Here is a 17,587-nt window from a genome sequence, read left to right on the forward strand (position 1 = left end):
TTTAAATGAGATTTATAATTTTAGCCGCCATCATCTTTATCGCGCTCTTATTAATTAATCGCGCCTTGGGCAATGCTCGTCAAGCAATACAACGAGATAAAAACCAGCAACGTGCTAATAACATCAAGGCTGTATCTATTGTCAAATGCGCTCATTGTGGCGTACACCTGCCTGAAAACGAAGCGGTACACTACCATGATCAGACATGGTGCAGCCTAGAACACGCAAAAGAGGCTGACAAACAATAAGCTTTAAAAACTAGAGACAGTTTAGGAGCCGGAGATGAAACTCTCGAGTGACACCAAGAAAAAAACACCTACACTCAAAATCGATCGCCATGGCTGGTTAAGACAATATACCGGCTATATCAGTTCGGGTTTCAATCTCCCGACCGCAGTGCCTGCAAGACAAACTCGGACTCGATCTCCTAATCAAAGCAAACCGGTGCTTCTGAAGCACGTCATGTCACCTAATTACTCTGGTCGGCCCAAAGGCATCAAGCCTAGCTTATTAGTGATTCACTACATAAGCCTACCACCGGATCAGTTTGGCGGCCCCTACATCGAACAGCTCTTTACCAATCACCTAAATCCGACACAGCATCCTTTTTTTGAAGAAATAAAGGATTTACGCGTTTCAGCACACTTTTTAATTCGTCGCAATGGACAAATCATCCAGTTTGTCAGCACAGAAAAGATGGCTTTCCATGCCGGTAAGTCAGATTTTATCGGACGTGGACCGTGTAACCCCTACTCTATCGGCATTGAGCTTGAAGGTAATAGCACCACCGCATTTGAAGAGATTCAGTATGAGCGTCTAGCTTTATTAACCCTCGCGTTAAAACGACGCTATGGTTTGACTGCTGTCAGAGGTCACGAGCATATTGCACCTGGACGCAAACAAGACCCCGGTCCATACTTCAATTGGCAATATTATGGCAAAAGCGCCGGTTGGCTCAAAAGACAGCAGCCTTAATAAGCTAACTAGTAGTTATAATAAATACTACGGATGCTTATTTTTAATGCGCTCTTCCTGGTTAATACGAAAGACCAATTCAACAATATTTTTAACATTATATTTTTGAATTAGATTGGTGCGATGAACCTCGACTGTTCGAACTGAAAGATCCAAAGCAATAGCACACTCTTTACTGGTTAGTCCCTTTTTAATTAAAAGAAAAATCTCTCTTTCTCTATTGGTCATCAGGTCCATCGTAAAAGGTCTATTTTTATTCGTTAGTTTATTTTCTTCATCTGCTTTATTAGCTTTAACGTGCTTTTCTGTTGCTTGTTTCTTGTTGAAAGAGTTTGTTTTCATAATGCACCATAAAATTATTGATTACCCAAGTTTTTATAAAAAAAACGACCATAGTCATGCTGTAATTCAGCTGCATTATGTACACTGAGTTTTCTAAAAATATTTGCTCTATGTGTTTCTACCGTACGCTCAGAGATGAGTAAGCGGCTACTAATCTCCTTATTGCTGCACCCCTGAACCACCAGCTTGCAAATACTTTCCTCCCGCTTAGTCAAACCAATAACTGCCGCAGCCGGCGACTTACTGTTTTTCTCATAAACAATGTTTTTCATGAATTAAAAACTCCTTACTTTTAATTGATATGATTTCTTTATCATGAAAATAAAGAAGCAATTCCTGCTTCTAATCTCCCACCCGAAGCAAGATGTTTCAATTAAATAGTAATTTGGCCCCCATCGAAACAAGCAAATTGTTACCTCATGTTATTTATAAGTAGTTTTTTTAGATTTGTAGGCAATTACCCTAAAAAAACACACCCATTTGCTTTGCAAAAAAACAACTATTCTTTGAAAAATTGAAAATTATTTCTTGAGTTTTATAAAAAAATCTTGTTTTACTAAAAATAAAGTCCTCTTTTTTATAAAACCAATTAAATAACAAAATAAAAACATTAAATATCCATTAGTATTTTTCAATCTTGCTTAATGTCATATTTGTGCTAGAGTAGGAATTATTGAGGCGTTTTAATAACAAACCAAGAGAGGTGCTTATGAGTTCTACCAACTTATCTATTAACGGTCACCACCTAGAGGTTACACCGGCTATCCGTGAATACGTCATGAAGAAAATCGAACGTGTTCTTAAGCACACGGATAATGCAACAGCAGCCATTATCAACCTATCAGTTGAGCCACTTAAGCATCGTGCAGATATTACTGTCCGCGTTCCCGGCAAAGAGCTATTTTGTGAGGCTACTGAAGATGATCTATATGCGGCGATTGACATGCTAGCTGACAAAGCAGATCGTATGGTTCTTAAGCACAAAACTAAAAAATCTGACGCTGCCCGACGCGCAGTTTAGGTCTTAAAAACCACATTTACGCATTGCCTAAATAATCATGTATTGATTATTTAGGCAGTATTGATCTATAACTACTCTTATAGTCGTTCTATTGCACTGCAATAAATCCAGCAATCCGCTGAACTTATCCTAATTTTTAGTGAAATTAAATCCTCATCACGAGGTAAATCATTCATATATGAACCAATTTGCGAATATTTTGAGCGTTGAGAATATCCTTCTCGATATAAATGTCACAAGCAAAAAGCGTGCTTTTGAACAGGCAGCTCTCCTCTTTGAAAACCATCAAGGAGTTTCTCGCTCAACTGTCTTTGATAGCCTTTTTTCCAGAGAGAGGCTTGGCTCTACGGCTTTAGGACATGGGGTAGCTGTACCTCACGGCCGCATTCCAAACTTAACTCAGCCGGCTGCGGCTTTTATGCGTTTGGCCAATCCTATCCCTTTTGACGCCCCGGACAATGAAAATGTCAATATCTTGGTGATACTACTGGTCCCTGAAAATGCCACTCAAGAGCACTTGGAAATTTTAGCTTCTCTAGCAAAAACATTATCCAATGAAGAAATTAGAGCTCAGCTACAATCACTAGACGATGAAGAGGCAATCTATCATCTCTTTGCTCAATCATAAGCCCTAAGGTATCCCCATGGTAACAATCCAAGAATTGGCAAAAGAACATAGAGAAAGCCTGCATTTATCTTGGATAGCCAATAAAGAATTTGGCGACAAAGCACTACCTGAAACTGACCTGTCTTCAGCTGATTTGATAGGCCATTTAAATATGGTCCACCCCGATCGCATTCAAGTATTTGGTACTGAGGAAGTGGGTTTCTTTAATGGCCTACCAAAAGCAACGCAAAAGCGCTTACTTAAAGAACTGGGGGATCATAATGCCCCTTGTATTATTATTGCCGAAGGCCAAAAGACACCAAACACGCTATATAAGTTTTGTCTACAGCAAGGCATTCCTCTTTTGAGCAGTATCGTTGATGCGGCCTATTTAATTGATGCCATCAGGATTTATCTAAGTCGTCGCTACGCACCAAAGACCTTAGTCCACGGAGTATTTATGGATGTCCTTGGGCTAGGCGTCCTTATTACCGGCGAGTCCGGTCTCGGCAAAAGCGAGTTAGCACTCGAACTTATTTCAAGAGGACACGGCTTAGTCGCTGACGATGTGGTTGAGCTGAGTCGGCCGGCGATTGGTGTCATTGAGGGGCGATGTGATACCCTCCTACAAAACCTCCTAGAGGTAAGAGGTATCGGCCTTTTAGATATTAAAACCATCTTTGGTGAAACCTCAGTTCGCCGCAAAATGAATCTTAAACTGATCGTGCACCTAGTGAAATCACACGGCGAAGACTTTGAGCGCTTACCTCTCAATGAACAAAGTGAAGAGGTTTTAGGTCTGCCTATTCCTCGTGTTAAACTAGCAGTTATCGCTGGACGCAACTTAGCCGTTTTAGTAGAAGCCGCGGTACGCAACACCATCTTAAAATTACGCGGCATTGACACCTTGGCTGAGTTTATGGAACGTCAATCACAAGCCATCATGGAAAGCTCAAAAGATGAACCAAGAGATTAGCCCCTTAGTCCTAATTACCGGTATTTCCGGCTCAGGAAAAAGTGTTGCTCTAAACCAATTAGAGGACTTGGGTTATTACTGCGTAGACAATTTACCCATTCAATTACTACATGACTTTGTCGCCACCACGCGTGATGCCGCGATCAAAAAAGTAGCAGTGGCAATTGATATCCGCACGCCGGGTGACATTGGCAGTTTACCCGACATTATCACTGCGTTACGAGCCAGAGGCACGCCAGTCCTGACTATTTTCTTAGAGGCTGATGATCACATTATTCTCCAGCGCTATTCTGAATCCCGCCGGCGCCACCCCCTAACAGACCGTGTAAATAATACGGAGGGAGAAACACCCTCTTTAGAGGAATGCGTACGCTACGAACGAAAGCATTTAGCCCGTCTAAAGTTGCAGGAACACAACATAGACACATCAAATATCAAACCTGCCCAACTTCGCGCGTGGATAAAGGACCTCGTGGGTGTTGATACTCGAAGTATCCTTTTGACTTTCGAATCTTTTGCCTTTAAAGTCGGTGTTCCTTCTAGCGCAGATTTAGTTTTTGATGTAAGATGTTTACCAAATCCTTATTACGACCGTGAGCTGCGTCCTTTGACCGGTCGTGATGAGCCCGTAGCTTTATGGTTATCACAATTCGATATTGTGAATGAGCTAATCCAAGATATCGCCAGTTACATTGAAAAATGGCTTCCCTGTTATCAGCAAGACACACGCAGTTATCTTACTATAGCCATTGGATGTACCGGCGGACAGCATCGTTCTGTTTATGTTGTTGAGCAATTAGCCAAGATATTCTCCAATCATAAGTCGCTACGCGTCAGGCACAGAGCCCAGACGCCCAACCTATAATCATGATGAGTATAAAAAAATCATTGCTCTCTGCTGTATGTGTTGGCGGTTTATTTTTTTCAAGTATAGCCTCCGCTGCCCTACAGCAAGACTCCTCAATCCAGCAATTAATTGGGGAGAGTGAAAGCACAAACACACCTACAACCGAATCTTTCCGCATTACCGTACACGGTATTTTTCCGGAAAGCGAATATGAAAGTCTATTTAACGGTTCGCTAGAAAACGCTCCCACTCACAGTGCGGAAGAGTTGCAAGCCGCCTTAAACCCGCAAGCCGCCATTGAGCTTACGCATGACTTAAAAACTCAACCTACCTTACGTGCTGAGAGCCAGCAGGGTTTAACCGGTCAACATGTCCGTGCTAAGCGTGGTAAGTCCTATGTCGTAAAAGGCATACGATACACCCCTTTTGCTTCCATCTCTGAATTTACCGAAATAGGCGAAGCTTCTTGGTATGGTCCCGGTTTCCATGGTCGAAAAACGGCTGCCGGCGAGCGCTACAATCAAAATGAGCTAACCGCTGCCCATAAAGAGCTGCCTCTTAACAGCGTCGTGCGTGTAACCCACGAGATCACAGGCAAAAGTGTGGTAGTGCGCATTAATGACCGCGGTCCATTTCATGGTGATCGCGTCATTGACATGTCGTATGCTGCTGCCAAAGCGATTGGTATGCTCCAACAAGGTAAAGCCAATGTCAAAATTGAGCTTTTACCCAAAGGCAAACCAAGTCTTTAAGCTGTTAGCCTAGAGCTTGCTACGAGTACAAGCGCCTAACTTATTCATTTAAGTAGGCGCTTTTTGATCCGCTTAGCTATCTTTCAACTCCAACGCCGCTTGATAAGCCTCATCCCTAGACACGCCCATCACTTTGTGAAGGATTTTTGCGCTGTCTCGTACCGATACGCCATGCGCCAGCAACTCCTTTAACAAAGGCAGATAGTCATGATTGACTTGACTCTTGCTGGGTGGTTCAAACACTAAAACAAACTCACCCTTTTCTCTTTGCTTATCCACAGCGAGCCAATCAGACAGCTCTACAATCGGCAGACACTGAATTTGCTCAAAGCGCTTAGTCAACTCACGCCCCACCATGATCTTGCGAGCAGGCTGTGTAGCACACAACTCAGTCAGCACCTTAAAACACTCTTTTAAGCGATGGGGCGTCTCATACATAACTACCGTCATAGGTTGTGCCAACCAATACTGCAACCACGCCTGACGCGCATTCTTTTTGGCTGGGACAAACCCCGCAAAGGCGAAACTTGGCTGCTCATCTGTCGTAAACCCACTAGCCATCAAGGCCGTAATAACTGCAGATGGCCCGGGAATAGGAGACACATTGAAGCCTGCCGCATGCACCTTAGCAACCAACTTAGAGCCCGGGTCACTGACCGCAGGCGCACCTGCATCAGAGACTAAGGCGACTCGTTTGCCCGCCGCTAACAGCTCAATCACTTTCTCCGCAGCTAACGACTCATTATGCTGGTGCGCTGCAATTAACGGCTTATGAATTGAGTAAGCGTTTAACAATACTTGCGTAGAGCGCGTATCTTCGCAGGCGATCACATCAACCATTTGCAATGCATACAAAGCACGCTGCGAAATATCGGCCAAATTACCAATAGGCGTAGCCACCACATAAAGGCAGTGAGACGGCCATTGCTGACGCGACAAGCGCTCCTGCACCGTCATATTAATTAATTCATGCTCAGCATCAGCTGCTGCTAAGCTAGGTAGACAATTTGATCCCTCTTGACTCATTTTTCACCTTCCCATGACTAAGATAAGATTTTAACCCCTAGCCTACAGCAAGGTGAGCTTATTATGAAAAATGACAAGACTCAAATTAATATTAATAACACAACGCTTAAAGTTGCCATGCAACAGGTTCCCTGCGAGCAGGAAGTCGTTTTTAATTTAGCTTCAACACCAGACTTGCGACGCCCATACGGTCGCTATGGTAAAAGGCGCAACAAAAGAAGAGCGAGTATTCACTCAACTAAGTCGGCACCTTCTCCTAGCCTCTCATCCTCTCAAGCTCAGGGACAATCTTTTGAGCAACGAGCGATTAGTTTTTTGCAAACAAAAGGTCTGCGCTTAATCGCCAAAAACCTACGCTGCAAGGCAGGAGAAATTGACTGTGTAATGCTAGATAAAAGCACCCTAGTCTTTGTAGAAGTGCGTCAGCGTAGTCATCGGCATATTAGCAATGCAGCAGCCAGCATCACCAAAGAAAAACAACGTAAGATTAAACTGGCGGCTAATTACTTTTTACCCAAGTTGCACCAACACCTAGGACTCAATGAACCACCCTATTGCCGCTTTGATGTAGTCACTTATGATGGCGAAGAGCAAAGCCATCGGTGGTTTATTAATGCATTTTATTAAATTGCTTCAGGTTACTCGGTTCAACAATCACCCGACTAAACTTTCGGCTATGATATTAGTCTACTCTCTTAAACCAATCACGATACTTTTAAAAGATGAGCACCTTAAATCGCATCGAACAGCACTTCCTTGACAACGCAGCCCTTGTTGAACAGAGCTTAAAGGTCTTAGCTGAGCCTTTAGCACAGGGGATCGATCTGATGTTTCAGACGATTAGTAATAATGGCAAGGTGTTAGCTTGCGGCAATGGCGGCTCCGCTGCAGACGCACAGCATTTTATTGCAGAGCTGGTCGGGCGTTTTGAACGCGACCGCTTTCCCCTGGCCGGCATTGCGCTTAATACAGACACCTCTATTTTAACGGCTGTTGGCAACGACTATGGCTATGACCAAGTTTTCGAGCGTCAGGTACGTGCTTTGGCTCAACCTGCAGACTTATTAGTGGCAATTTCTACAAGTGGTAACTCAACGAATGTTATTCGCGCTATCGAAGCAGCAAAAGAGTATGATATTCCTATTATTGCCCTCACAGGTCGCGGTGGTGGAACTATTGGGGAGCTTTTGACATCTAACGACATTCACCTTTGTGTACCCCACGACCGCACCATGAGGATTCAAGAAATCCATATCTTGCTTTTACATATTTTATGTGATGGTCTGGATGTAGCCATACTCGGAGATTAAAGGATGTTATCTAACACCCATTTAGGCCCTAAGTCAGTAAACTTATCGAAAAAAACTAAGCTTCGTCAATTATTAATTGCCGGCACACTTGCTTCATCACTTGCATTGACTGCTTGTGTACCCCTTGTCGTTGGTGGGGCAGCTGTTAGCGTTGCTACGGTGGTCAGTGATCGCCGCCCTGCCAGTATGCAGGCCAATGACAAAAAAATCAGCATATACGCCGAAAACAAAACAGGTGCAGTTGTTCCATCAGCGACATCACGAGTCAATGTGATGACATTTAACCACCGTGTTTTATTGACTGGTGAGGTAGCATCAGAAGAAGACAAACGCATCGTAGAGCAAGAAGTGCGTGAAATTGACGATGTCACTGACGTTGTCAACCAATTAATTGTTGGTCCGGTCGCCGATTTCTCTACTCGCAGCAATGACACATGGATTAGCACCAAAGTCAAAACAGACTTCTTAGCTACTTCCGGCGTCCCGAGCGGCACCATTTTAACAACTACCTCACAAGGTGTGGTTTATCTTATGGGTCAAGTTACTGCGCAAGAGTCTGAAGCAGCAGCTAACGCAGCAGCCGGTGTCTCTGGGGTCAAAAAAGTTGTTAAAGTATTTGATTTGGCAAGCACCACAAATAAGATCTCGACTTCGGCTGGCAACACGTCCAGCACAAGTGCTCCAAACGCAGGTAGCAACGTAAATAGCTCAGCCTCTACTAACGCAACACAAACTTTTCCTTTGGCAAACTAACATAAAAATTCGCTAACGCTCTAACCATGAAAAAAAGTTTTATCTCAATTATCGCTGTAGCAGTGATTGCTGTTTTAGCTTTCTTTACTTACAACACGGTATTTGCAAGCAAATCGGCACCACAAGTTACCTTTAACAGCATTGATGGCAAGACCTTCAAAACGGATGATTTAAAAGGTCGTGTCACGATGGTCAAGTTTTGGGCTACTGACTGCGTCACTTGCATGAAGCAAATGCCCGATACCGTTGCCCACCATGAAAAATATAAGGCTCAAGGCTTTGAGACGGTTGCTGTCGCCATGAAGCACGACAGCATCGACGCGATTCAACGCTTAATTGATGAACGTGGTTACCAATTTACCATTGTGCACGATGTCGATGGCGCCATAGCCAAAGCGTTCGGAGAGGTACGCTTTACTCCCGTCGCTTTTTTATTTGACCGTAAGGGCCAACTTGTTCGAAGCTACATTGGTGATTACGACACCAATTTATTCATCGAAGATTTAGAAAGAACCCTAGCCCAAAGCTAATGGCCTTTGAGCTGCTGCATCCTTATTTATAATTACCACTTTTAGAGACAACAATGACTGAAACCAGTATCACCCCTGCCATAAAGGCTGAGATCATCTCTGAATCAATGCCCTACATTCGTCGTTTTCATGGCAAAACGATTGTCATCAAATTCGGTGGTAATGCCATGATTGACGAGCAATTGCAAAAAAGCTTCGCTCACGACGTTGCTCTTCTTAAGCTAATCGGTTTAAATCCCATCGTTGTTCATGGTGGTGGCCCACAAATCGATAAAGCCCTTAAGCGTTTAGGAAAAGAAGGCACATTCTTACAAGGCATGCGTGTCACTGACGCTGACACCATGGAAGTGGTCGAATGGGTCTTAGGCGGTCAGGTACAGCAAGATATTGTCATGATGATCAACCAAGCTGGCGGCAAAGCGGTGGGCCTAACAGGCAAGGACGGTGGACTCATTAAAGCAAAGAAAAAACTGATGGATAACCTACAGGATCCGGACAATCCTTTAGACATTGGTTTTGTGGGTGATGTGCAATCAATCGACCCCTCGGTTATTAAGGTGCTTCAAAACGATCAGTTTATCCCTGTCATTAGTCCTATTGCTTATAACGAAGAGGATGATGCTGTTTATAACATCAATGCCGATATCGTTGCCGGCCGTATCGCTCAGGTCATGATGGCTGAAAAGCTTGTTTTATTGACCGATATACGCGGTGTGTTGGATAAAGAAAAGCAGCTAATCAAACGCCTAAACACCAAGAGCATTAATGAGTTAATCGAAGATGGCACGATTAGCGGCGGCATGTTGCCTAAGCTGACCGGTGCATTGGAAGCAGCCAACGCCGGGGTTAACTCTGTGCATATTATTGACGGACGCGTACCGCACAGCTTATTACTTGAGATTTTGACTAATGACGGCGTAGGCAGTATGATTACCGTATAAAGGTAGCTTACTTACTAATGAACCGCAGTCGATTTATCAAGCCATTACAAGCAAAAAGTCACTCTTACCGCGCGAAGACATCACCTTCTTCGCGTGTCTGGTTTTTTGATTTAGATAATACCATCCACGACGCCTCTCACTCTTTCTTTGAGCAAATCAGTATTGGCATGGTTAATGCTGTCATGCAGCATATGCAATTAGACAGCGTAGCGGCTAAAGAGCTCTGTGAGCTTTATTGGAAGCGCTATGGTGCAACCATGATTGGTATGCACAAACATCACCAACTCGATCCCGAGCAGTTTTTGCTGGACTCACATAACTTTGATGTCAGCAAACACATGAAGTTTGAGCACCACCTACCCGCGTTATTAGATGCCGTTCCCGGTACTAAATATATTTTGACCAATGCGCCTGAGCACTATGCGGTACAAGTAGTAGAAGGATTAAATATCAGTCAGTATTTTGCCGGTATTTGCGCAGTCAATCATATGATCGTATTTGGCAAGTACAAGCCAAAACCGGCGCCCGCTCTTCTACGTCAATTACAAGCCAGTCTAGGCTTAGAGCCTCAACAATGTGTCTTGGTAGAGGACACTCTAAGCAATCTTAAAACCGCAAAAAAAGAGGGATGGCAAACAGTGTATATCTACCATCCCGGCACGCCTTTTGGACCTCAACAAGTGATTCGTCCTGCTTATGTAGACTTAAGAGTGCGCTCTCTCTCTGAGCTACTAAGACACCCCTTTGCCCAAGAGTAACACCTACCTACTCAGCCATCTTTTCTTTCATCGCTGCAGCTGTCGCAAAGCCATTAATACGCTTACCGTTATCAAACATAATTGCCGGCGTGCCTGAGACATTAGACGCATGCATCAAAGCCAGAACTTCATTAAATGGCGGGTCACAATCTTCTTGTTGCGCTGGCTTGATATTATTATCCATCCAGTCTTGCCAAGTAGTCACCGGATCATCCGAACACAGAATATTACGCGATTTTGCGAAAGAATCCGGACTTAAAATAGGCGTCACAAAGGTATAAACGGTCACATCCATCTTTTTAAACTCCGCCTGTAGCCTTTTGCACCAAGGGCAGTTAGGATCTTCAAAAGTAACCAGGCGCTGCTCACCTGTACCGTAAGTTGCCTTGAGCGCCATATCTAAAGGTAATGAATCAATATCAATGCGATTCATTTCTTCCATACTGAGCTCAGTGAGATTAGCTTTATTAGCCAAGTCATAAAGCTGGCCACTAAAAATAACAAACTCACTATCCGCATCGGTATAAACAATACTACCCTGCACTCGAACCTCATAAAGATTGTCAAAAGGGGTTTTATTTACCGCCGCAATAGGCAAATTAATTCGATCGCTTAGATTCTCTTTGATTTTCTCTTCGATGGTTTCTGCTGCAGCCACTTGAGCCACACACAAACTTAAGGCACTCAGAGTAAGGCATGTAATTTTCTTAAACATACTAACAACAACTTGATTTGACACGGTCACTCCTCTTCAATGACGTACTGTACTATAGCTATTTATGCGACATTAACACGCTAAAAATGCGTTTAGTTCCTCGCCGCTGAGCGCACAAAATAATGTTTGAGTAGCGGCATCTTATTAATGAGCTTGAGCCCGGCATTGCGAAGCATAGCCACCGGGGGAAGATTAATTGAAAACAATCTGTATAGCCCATCAGTTGCCACTCGCATATTAAAAATAGCCTCGGCACGTTGATGCTTATAGCGTTGCAATAAGCGTATATCATTTAATGCTCGCACAGACTCACGATCAGTTAGTACCTTACACAAGGTTTCTACATCGCCTAAGCCAAGGTTAAGACCTTGTCCGGCTAGAGGGTGCACCCGATGCGCTGCATCACCGACTAAAGCAACGCCCGGCCCAATCATCCCGGAGCTTTCTAAGGTTAATGGGAAACCATACATTGGACTACGCAATGTCACATTGCCCAATCTACCCTGAGCAGTCGCCTGTAAGGCATTGGGCAAACGCTTCGCTAATTCATCTGAGTCCATGGCTTGATACTTATCAGCAATGTACTGCGGTGCCGACCAAACCATCGAAACTTGATGGCCATCTGCGGTGTCCGGCAGCGGTAAAAAGGCCAATACGCCAAAATCGCCAAACCACTGAATTGCCGCATCTAAATGAGGTTTATCAACGGTCAACTGAGCCACTAATCCACTATCACCATAGGCCTTACGCTCATGACGGATACCGCAGGCTTGGCGCACCGTAGAATTTGCTCCATCAGCCCCTATTAGCAGCTGAGTCTTTATGATCTGACCGGAGCCGCATTCAATGTTTCCATGCCATTGATCATACGATTTAAATGTATCCTCGATCCAAGGTACGCCGTACACCTTGAGCGCATTAAACAGCGCGTTTTCAATTTCACCGGACTCAACGATATAGGCCAGTTCCAGCATCTGTGATTGCTTAGCATCTAGCACAATCATGCCGTCAAGATCGCCATGAACCTCCATCTGACGCACCGGATTACGGCGCTCATTAGGCATCATAGACCAGATGCCTAGGTGCTCTAAAAACTGCTGGCTCGCCAAAGATATCGCATAAATACGCGGATGATATTGCTCACCCAGACTATGCTTAGGGTGTATTTTTGGCGCTAATATAGCGACGTTAAATTGATTTTTTGCCAGCTGTAAAGCTGCTGCCATGCCTACAATACCGGCACCACAAACGACTACATCATAGGAAATATTTTTCATCTTACTCATCGCGCGTTAGGCTCTCCCATACCAACAGGCCATAAAACCCAAACCCTTGTATCTTGCTTCATACGACCGGCCATTTCACCCGCTTCTTCACCACTGCCCCAAAAAAAGTCAATACGAGCAGCACCTTTAATGGCGCCTCCTGTATCTTGGGCAACCACCACTTTTTCTAGAGGGCGATTAGTGGATGGATAAGTCGTCGCCAGATAAAGAGGACTCCCCAAAGGCACATAATCAGGGTCCACAGCGACCGTCCTTTGTGCCACTAATGGAATGCCATAAGCACCCTTAGGTCCGGCGATACTATCAGTAATACGCTCTTCTCTAAAAAACACCATCGCCTCGTTGACATTGAGCATCTCATCGACACGGTGTGGGTTTTGCTGAGCCCATGCCTTAATGTTTTGCATTGAGGTTTGTGCCAAAGGCAATTCCCCCTGATCTGCTAACCAACGACCAATCGACGTATAGGGGCGACCATTATGATCTGCATAAGCCAAGCGTATAGAACGGCCATTGTCTAATTGTACGCGACCCGACCCCTGGACCTGCAAAAAGAAAGCTTCAACCGGATCATTTAGCCAAGCTATCACCGGAGGCTTGTCACTATTGCTGCCTATTTGGGCTCGCGTATCATAAGGCACGACCTTATTGCCCTCGACCTTACCACGAACACGCTTACCGGCTAACTCCGGATAAACAGCCCCCAAATCAATGGTTAATAAATCCTTAGGCTTAGCATACATTGGCCATTGATAGTCACCGCCTTGAGAGGTTGAGCCCTGCACAACCGGCTCATAATAACCGGTCGCCATCCCTCGTCCAACCAGCTCCCAAGGCTGTAAGTGCTGCTCTAAAAAAAACTTGACCATACTGGGATCGGGCTCTTCGCCATTATGCTGAGTAAACTCTGCTACATCGGCACAAAATGGCTGCCAATCCTGTGGGGTTGCACGAGCTGGAATTGTTAAAGAGCCTGATACCGGACGCATCAACCCCCGGCAGTTATTGATCAACGTAATCCAGAGATTCTCTGTATTGTCATCCTGCCAGCCCGGCAGATTTTCCCATTGCACCGGTCGGTACTGCCCTCGCAACGAGCGAGGATCAGTCTGTCTAAAACTTGACAATGCCGGCACCTGTAATGGGGCATGCATATCAAAGTCAGCATCAGCCCTATCATCGGCTGCGTAATCTGAAGAAGTCGTGCAGGATACCAAACCTAAACTAAGCAATCCAGCAAAAACAGATAAATATATCTTCTTCATATAAAACCTTTTAAAACAACTCTGTTAAGATGTAAAATGAATAAAAAGAATAGCTCTTATATCTTATATAAGACCCAAGCAGTAATAATAACTATATTAACCAAAGACACGCTCAAGATTTTCATCATAACATTATGATGAGCTAGGCAAAACACGCCTTTTGTAAAATCATTGAGAAATACCAATAGAAACTCTCTGAGGAGACCAAATGACTCAATCAGCGTTTAAAAAACCTTTAGAAGGCCACTCTCTTCATTACTATGATGCAAGAGCAGCTGTCGATGCCATCCGCCCCGGCGCTTACGACAAACTACCCTATTCTTCTCGCGTTTTAGCCGAGAATTTGATCCGTAAAGCCGATGGTCAAACCGATCAAGACACATTAAATACATGGTTGACCCAACTCACCGATAGAAAGCGAGACGTCGACTTCCCATGGTTCCCCGCGCGTGTTGTTTGTCATGATATTTTGGGACAAACGGCGCTGGTCGATTTGGCCGGTCTGCGCGATGCTATTGCCGACAAAGGCGGCGATCCTTCAAAAATCAATCCTGTCGTCCCAACTCAGCTAATTGTTGACCACTCCCTAGCTGTCGAGCATGCGGGCGATGATCCCGATGCCTTTGAAAAAAATCGAGCGATTGAAGATCGCCGTAATGATGACCGCTTCCATTTTATTAAATGGACCAAAACAGCCTTTGAAAATGTGGATGTCATTCCGCCGGGCAATGGTATTTTGCACCAAATCAACCTAGAGCATATGTCACCCGTAATTGAGGTACGAGAAGGCATTGCCTTTCCGGATACGCTTGTCGGTACAGATAGTCACACGCCCATGGTTGACGCATTAGGCGTTATTGCCGTCGGTGTAGGCGGTCTTGAAGCTGAAACTGTTATGTTGGGTCGTGCTTCCTGGATGCGTTTACCGGAAATTGTCGGCGTAAAATTAACCGGCAAACTCGGTCCCGGCATAACTGCGACTGACCTTGTCTTAGTGCTGACTAAGTTCTTACGTGAATCCAAAGTCGTTTCTGCTTATCTTGAGTTTTTCGGTGAAGGTACGGCCAACTTAAGCTTAGGAGACCGGGCAACCATTGCCAATATGGCGCCGGAATATGGCGCTACTGCTGCGATGTTCTATATTGATGACAAGACCATTGATTACTTAAAACTAACCGGACGCGAGCCTGAGCAAGTCCAATTAGTAGAGGATTATGCAAAAACAACCGGTCTGTGGGCAGATACATTGCAAGAAGCCCAATATGAGCGTATTTTAGAATTTGACTTATCAACGGTCAAACGCTCATTAGCAGGTCCTTCTAATCCACATAATTTATTACCATTAAGCGAATTAGAAGAACGTGGCATATTAGGCAATTATGATAGCAAAGACGGTGAAATGCCCGACGGTGCGGTCATTATTGCTGCAATCACCAGCTGTACCAACACCAACAATCCGCGAAACGTCATTGCCGCCGCTCTCTTAGCACGCAATGCTAATCGCTTAGGCTTAGTTCGCCAACCATGGGTTAAGAGTTCCTTTGCTCCTGGCTCAAAGGCGGTTGCCCTATATTTAGAAGAAGCAGGTCTTTTACCTGAGCTGGAAAAACTTGGTTTCGGTGTGGTTGCTTTTGCGTGCACCACCTGTAATGGCATGTCAGGCGCTTTAGATCCTGAGATTCAACAAGAAATCATCGATCGTGATCTGTATTCTGTCGCTGTTCTTTCCGGTAATCGCAACTTTGATGGCCGTATTCATCCACACGCTAAGCAAGCATTCTTAGCCTCACCGCCGCTCGTGGTCGCCTATGCGATTGCAGGCAGTATCCGTTTTGATATTGAAAAGGATCCCCTTGGTTTTGATCCTGACGGTAACCCGATCACACTGCAGGATATTTGGCCAAGCGATGAGGAAATTGAAGCAGTCCAAAGCCAAGCGGTGAAGCCTGAGCAATATCGCAAGGTATATATCCCCATGTTTGCAAAGGATGATACCACTGAAAAAGCCAGTAGCCCGCTGTATGACTGGCGTCCGATGTCCACGTACATTCGCCGCCCACCTTACTGGGAGGGTGCATTGGCAGGTGAGCGTACGCTTAAAGATATGATTCCTCTGGCTGTCCTAGGCGACAACATCACTACCGACCACTTATCCCCTTCTAATGCGATTATGCGCGATAGTGCTGCCGGCGAGTACTTACACAAAATGGGCTTACCGGAAGAAGATTTTAACTCTTATGCTACGCACCGAGGTGATCACCTGACAGCGCAGCGTGCTACCTTTGCAAACCCTAAGTTGTTTAACGAAATGGTTCGCAATGACGACGGTACCGTAAAGCAGGGTTCACTCGCTCGCATTGAACCAGAGGGCAAAGTCACACGCATGTGGGAAGCCATTGAAACCTACATGGAACGTGAGCAGCCACTAATCATCATTGCCGGTGCTGACTACGGTCAGGGCTCATCACGTGACTGGGCCGCCAAGGGGGTACGTTTAGCCGGTGTTCAATCGATTGTGGCAGAAGGCTTTGAGCGTATTCACAGGACCAACTTAATTGGTATGGGTGTATTACCACTTCAATTTAAGGAAGGTGTTAATCGCTTGACCTTAGCGATTGATGGCACGGAAACTTATGATGTGCTTGGTACGCCAGCGCCTCATTGCGAGTTGACCTTGAGAATCAAACGCCGTAACGGTGAGACGGTGGACGTACCGGTCATCTGTCGCTTAGATACCGCTGAAGAAGTCAGTATTTACGAAGCGGGTGGCGTACTACAGCGCTTTGCTCAAGACTTCCTTGAAGGCACTCAACACTGAGCCACAGCGCATCGCAACTTATAACCACAAACCGCTATAGAAATATCTATAGCGGTTTTTCGATATGTTCAATTGCCAATGCATTAAAAAACGCTGCGAGCCAATGACCAGCAGCGTTTTAAACTAACTCAATACAGAGTCTGATATAAATTACAAATTAACTATGCTTAAAAACTAAGCATTAAGCAACGTCATTGTGATTTTTACGTTGCTCGATCATATTCATAAGAACCAATGCATCTGGCGCATGCTCAGATACATACTCTACTTGCTGTTCTACTTCTTTGCCATTAGGCTGATAAGAAACAGCTGTAAATTCCTCACGGAGACGAGTCAATAATTTCATAATTTTCTCCTTTCTAATAATTATTTATGATTGTTTGGTCTTGCGACACACCCCTCGCAAAGACCCTAACTTACGATTACCAATACAATATCAATGAATTTCTAATAAAAATATCTTTTTTACAACGACATCATAACGAGTATATATGACAGTAGCATGAAAAAAATACTACATATTAGTCATATAATTAGCATGATTTATTGTAGTGATTTATAAGTCATTAGTATTAGACTATCAATAAAGTCCATTGGTGCCCAAGTAAAAACGTCAAAACCAGTGTTTTCCCTAGAATGTAAAGCCAGCTTGAAGATAGAGGACT

Annotated in this window: 21 protein-coding genes; 14 read left to right on the top strand and 7 right to left on the bottom strand. The window is 44.5% G+C overall.

All coding sequences use genetic code 11. The features are described from left to right. The first annotated feature begins 5 nt into the window (after positions 1-5). Both B092_RS0104475 and ampD read left to right on the top strand, forming a co-directional pair. Complete coding sequence (locus B092_RS0104475) at positions 6-248, top strand: PP0621 family protein (RefSeq protein WP_018574049.1); 243 nt, start codon at positions 6-8, stop codon at positions 246-248. Positions 249-282: 34 nt separating this feature from the next. Beyond that, on the top strand, positions 283-975 hold the full coding sequence (ampD, locus tag B092_RS0104480; protein WP_018574050.1) for a 1,6-anhydro-N-acetylmuramyl-L-alanine amidase AmpD: 693 nt from the start codon (positions 283-285) through the stop codon (positions 973-975). Positions 976-1,002: 27 nt separating this feature from the next. Here the strand turns inward: ampD and B092_RS14650 are convergent, their stop codons facing one another. Continuing rightward, positions 1,003-1,317, bottom strand: a complete 315-nt coding sequence (locus tag B092_RS14650) for a LuxR C-terminal-related transcriptional regulator (RefSeq protein ID WP_018574051.1) — start codon at positions 1,315-1,317, stop codon at positions 1,003-1,005. 14 nt (positions 1,318-1,331) lie between these two features. Further along, complete coding sequence (locus tag B092_RS13690) at positions 1,332-1,589, bottom strand: LuxR C-terminal-related transcriptional regulator (protein WP_018574052.1); 258 nt, start codon at positions 1,587-1,589, stop codon at positions 1,332-1,334. A gap of 437 nt (positions 1,590-2,026) precedes the next feature. On the opposite strand from B092_RS13690, the gene hpf reads away from it, so the two are divergent. From hpf to B092_RS0104515, 5 genes are all read left to right on the top strand, one after another. Then, the gene (gene hpf / locus B092_RS0104495) at positions 2,027-2,338 is read left to right on the top strand and encodes a ribosome hibernation-promoting factor, HPF/YfiA family (RefSeq protein ID WP_018574053.1); all 312 of its coding nucleotides are present in this window, start codon (positions 2,027-2,029) and stop codon (positions 2,336-2,338) included. Between the two features lie 178 nt (positions 2,339-2,516). Beyond that, a complete protein-coding gene (gene ptsN, locus B092_RS0104500; protein WP_018574054.1) occupies positions 2,517-2,966 on the top strand; it encodes a PTS IIA-like nitrogen regulatory protein PtsN in 450 nt (149 codons plus the stop codon). A gap of 16 nt (positions 2,967-2,982) precedes the next feature. After that, complete coding sequence (gene hprK / locus B092_RS0104505) at positions 2,983-3,921, top strand: HPr(Ser) kinase/phosphatase (protein WP_018574055.1); 939 nt, start codon at positions 2,983-2,985, stop codon at positions 3,919-3,921. Further along, positions 3,917-4,786, top strand: coding sequence for an RNase adapter RapZ (gene rapZ, locus B092_RS0104510; protein WP_169333959.1), 870 nt, complete (start codon positions 3,917-3,919; stop codon positions 4,784-4,786). Before hprK ends, rapZ begins: the two co-directional genes overlap by 5 nt. A 2-nt stretch (positions 4,787-4,788) precedes the next feature. Then, complete coding sequence (locus B092_RS0104515; protein ID WP_018574057.1) at positions 4,789-5,520, top strand: septal ring lytic transglycosylase RlpA family protein; 732 nt, start codon at positions 4,789-4,791, stop codon at positions 5,518-5,520. A 72-nt stretch (positions 5,521-5,592) separates the two neighbouring features. Here B092_RS0104515 and rsmI read toward each other — a convergent pair whose 3' ends face one another. Beyond that, positions 5,593-6,546, bottom strand: a complete 954-nt coding sequence (rsmI, locus tag B092_RS0104520; protein ID WP_018574058.1) for a 16S rRNA (cytidine(1402)-2'-O)-methyltransferase — start codon at positions 6,544-6,546, stop codon at positions 5,593-5,595. Between the two features lie 63 nt (positions 6,547-6,609). Here rsmI and B092_RS0104525 point away from each other — a divergent pair, with 63 nt between their 5' ends. The 6 genes from B092_RS0104525 to B092_RS0104550 all read left to right on the top strand — a co-directional run bounded on the left by B092_RS0104525 (position 6,610) and on the right by B092_RS0104550 (position 10,838). Then, on the top strand, positions 6,610-7,173 hold the full coding sequence (locus B092_RS0104525; protein ID WP_018574059.1) for a YraN family protein: 564 nt from the start codon (positions 6,610-6,612) through the stop codon (positions 7,171-7,173). Positions 7,174-7,268: 95 nt separating this feature from the next. Then, complete coding sequence (locus B092_RS0104530; RefSeq protein WP_018574060.1) at positions 7,269-7,856, top strand: phosphoheptose isomerase; 588 nt, start codon at positions 7,269-7,271, stop codon at positions 7,854-7,856. 3 nt (positions 7,857-7,859) lie between these two features. Further along, the gene (locus B092_RS0104535; protein WP_018574061.1) at positions 7,860-8,609 is read left to right on the top strand and encodes a BON domain-containing protein; all 750 of its coding nucleotides are present in this window, start codon (positions 7,860-7,862) and stop codon (positions 8,607-8,609) included. Between the two features lie 26 nt (positions 8,610-8,635). Beyond that, positions 8,636-9,139 carry a peroxiredoxin family protein gene (locus B092_RS0104540; protein WP_018574062.1) on the top strand — a complete coding sequence of 168 codons (504 nt, stop codon included), beginning with the start codon at positions 8,636-8,638 and terminating at the stop codon, positions 9,137-9,139. Between the two features lie 53 nt (positions 9,140-9,192). Then, positions 9,193-10,080 carry an acetylglutamate kinase gene (argB, locus tag B092_RS0104545; protein ID WP_018574063.1) on the top strand — a complete coding sequence of 296 codons (888 nt, stop codon included), beginning with the start codon at positions 9,193-9,195 and terminating at the stop codon, positions 10,078-10,080. Between the two features lie 17 nt (positions 10,081-10,097). Then, a complete protein-coding gene (locus B092_RS0104550) occupies positions 10,098-10,838 on the top strand; it encodes an HAD-IA family hydrolase (RefSeq protein ID WP_018574064.1) in 741 nt (246 codons plus the stop codon). A 7-nt stretch (positions 10,839-10,845) separates the two neighbouring features. Here B092_RS0104550 and B092_RS0104555 read toward each other — a convergent pair whose 3' ends face one another. The 3 genes from B092_RS0104555 to mltA form a co-directional block, all read right to left on the bottom strand. Beyond that, positions 10,846-11,577, bottom strand: a complete 732-nt coding sequence (locus B092_RS0104555; RefSeq protein ID WP_018574065.1) for a DsbC family protein — start codon at positions 11,575-11,577, stop codon at positions 10,846-10,848. Between the two features lie 68 nt (positions 11,578-11,645). Further along, a complete protein-coding gene (locus B092_RS0104560; protein WP_018574066.1) occupies positions 11,646-12,839 on the bottom strand; it encodes an FAD-dependent monooxygenase in 1,194 nt (397 codons plus the stop codon). Then, complete coding sequence (mltA, locus tag B092_RS0104565) at positions 12,836-14,104, bottom strand: murein transglycosylase A (RefSeq protein ID WP_018574067.1); 1,269 nt, start codon at positions 14,102-14,104, stop codon at positions 12,836-12,838. Before mltA ends, B092_RS0104560 begins: the two co-directional genes overlap by 4 nt. A 208-nt stretch (positions 14,105-14,312) precedes the next feature. Between mltA and acnD the strand changes: the two genes are divergently transcribed. Then, complete coding sequence (gene acnD / locus B092_RS0104570; protein ID WP_018574068.1) at positions 14,313-16,922, top strand: Fe/S-dependent 2-methylisocitrate dehydratase AcnD; 2,610 nt, start codon at positions 14,313-14,315, stop codon at positions 16,920-16,922. 181 nt (positions 16,923-17,103) lie between these two features. Here the strand turns inward: acnD and B092_RS15365 are convergent, their stop codons facing one another. Next, positions 17,104-17,268, bottom strand: a complete 165-nt coding sequence (locus B092_RS15365) for a hypothetical protein (protein WP_018574069.1) — start codon at positions 17,266-17,268, stop codon at positions 17,104-17,106. Positions 17,269-17,587: the final 319 nt, after the last annotated feature.

The organism is Oligella ureolytica DSM 18253 (assembly GCF_000373745.1).
Taxonomy (GTDB): domain Bacteria; phylum Pseudomonadota; class Gammaproteobacteria; order Burkholderiales; family Burkholderiaceae_B; genus Oligella; species Oligella ureolytica.

Coding starts and splice junctions, on each gene's coding strand:
- B092_RS15365 (WP_018574069.1), bottom strand. CDS start 17,268: ATGAAATTATTGACTCGTCTCCGTGAGGAATTTACAGCTGTTTCTTAT.
- B092_RS0104525 (WP_018574059.1), top strand. CDS start 6,610: ATGAAAAATGACAAGACTCAAATTAATATTAATAACACAACGCTTAAA.
- B092_RS0104560 (WP_018574066.1), bottom strand. CDS start 12,839: ATGAGTAAGATGAAAAATATTTCCTATGATGTAGTCGTTTGTGGTGCC.
- ptsN (WP_018574054.1), top strand. CDS start 2,517: ATGAACCAATTTGCGAATATTTTGAGCGTTGAGAATATCCTTCTCGAT.
- B092_RS0104535 (WP_018574061.1), top strand. CDS start 7,860: ATGTTATCTAACACCCATTTAGGCCCTAAGTCAGTAAACTTATCGAAA.
- acnD (WP_018574068.1), top strand. CDS start 14,313: ATGACTCAATCAGCGTTTAAAAAACCTTTAGAAGGCCACTCTCTTCAT.
- B092_RS0104515 (WP_018574057.1), top strand. CDS start 4,789: ATGATGAGTATAAAAAAATCATTGCTCTCTGCTGTATGTGTTGGCGGT.
- rsmI (WP_018574058.1), bottom strand. CDS start 6,546: ATGAGTCAAGAGGGATCAAATTGTCTACCTAGCTTAGCAGCAGCTGAT.
- ampD (WP_018574050.1), top strand. CDS start 283: ATGAAACTCTCGAGTGACACCAAGAAAAAAACACCTACACTCAAAATC.
- B092_RS14650 (WP_018574051.1), bottom strand. CDS start 1,317: ATGAAAACAAACTCTTTCAACAAGAAACAAGCAACAGAAAAGCACGTT.
- mltA (WP_018574067.1), bottom strand. CDS start 14,104: ATGAAGAAGATATATTTATCTGTTTTTGCTGGATTGCTTAGTTTAGGT.
- hprK (WP_018574055.1), top strand. CDS start 2,983: ATGGTAACAATCCAAGAATTGGCAAAAGAACATAGAGAAAGCCTGCAT.
- B092_RS0104475 (WP_018574049.1), top strand. CDS start 6: ATGAGATTTATAATTTTAGCCGCCATCATCTTTATCGCGCTCTTATTA.
- hpf (WP_018574053.1), top strand. CDS start 2,027: ATGAGTTCTACCAACTTATCTATTAACGGTCACCACCTAGAGGTTACA.
- B092_RS13690 (WP_018574052.1), bottom strand. CDS start 1,589: ATGAAAAACATTGTTTATGAGAAAAACAGTAAGTCGCCGGCTGCGGCA.
- B092_RS0104550 (WP_018574064.1), top strand. CDS start 10,098: ATGAACCGCAGTCGATTTATCAAGCCATTACAAGCAAAAAGTCACTCT.
- argB (WP_018574063.1), top strand. CDS start 9,193: ATGACTGAAACCAGTATCACCCCTGCCATAAAGGCTGAGATCATCTCT.
- B092_RS0104530 (WP_018574060.1), top strand. CDS start 7,269: ATGAGCACCTTAAATCGCATCGAACAGCACTTCCTTGACAACGCAGCC.
- B092_RS0104540 (WP_018574062.1), top strand. CDS start 8,636: ATGAAAAAAAGTTTTATCTCAATTATCGCTGTAGCAGTGATTGCTGTT.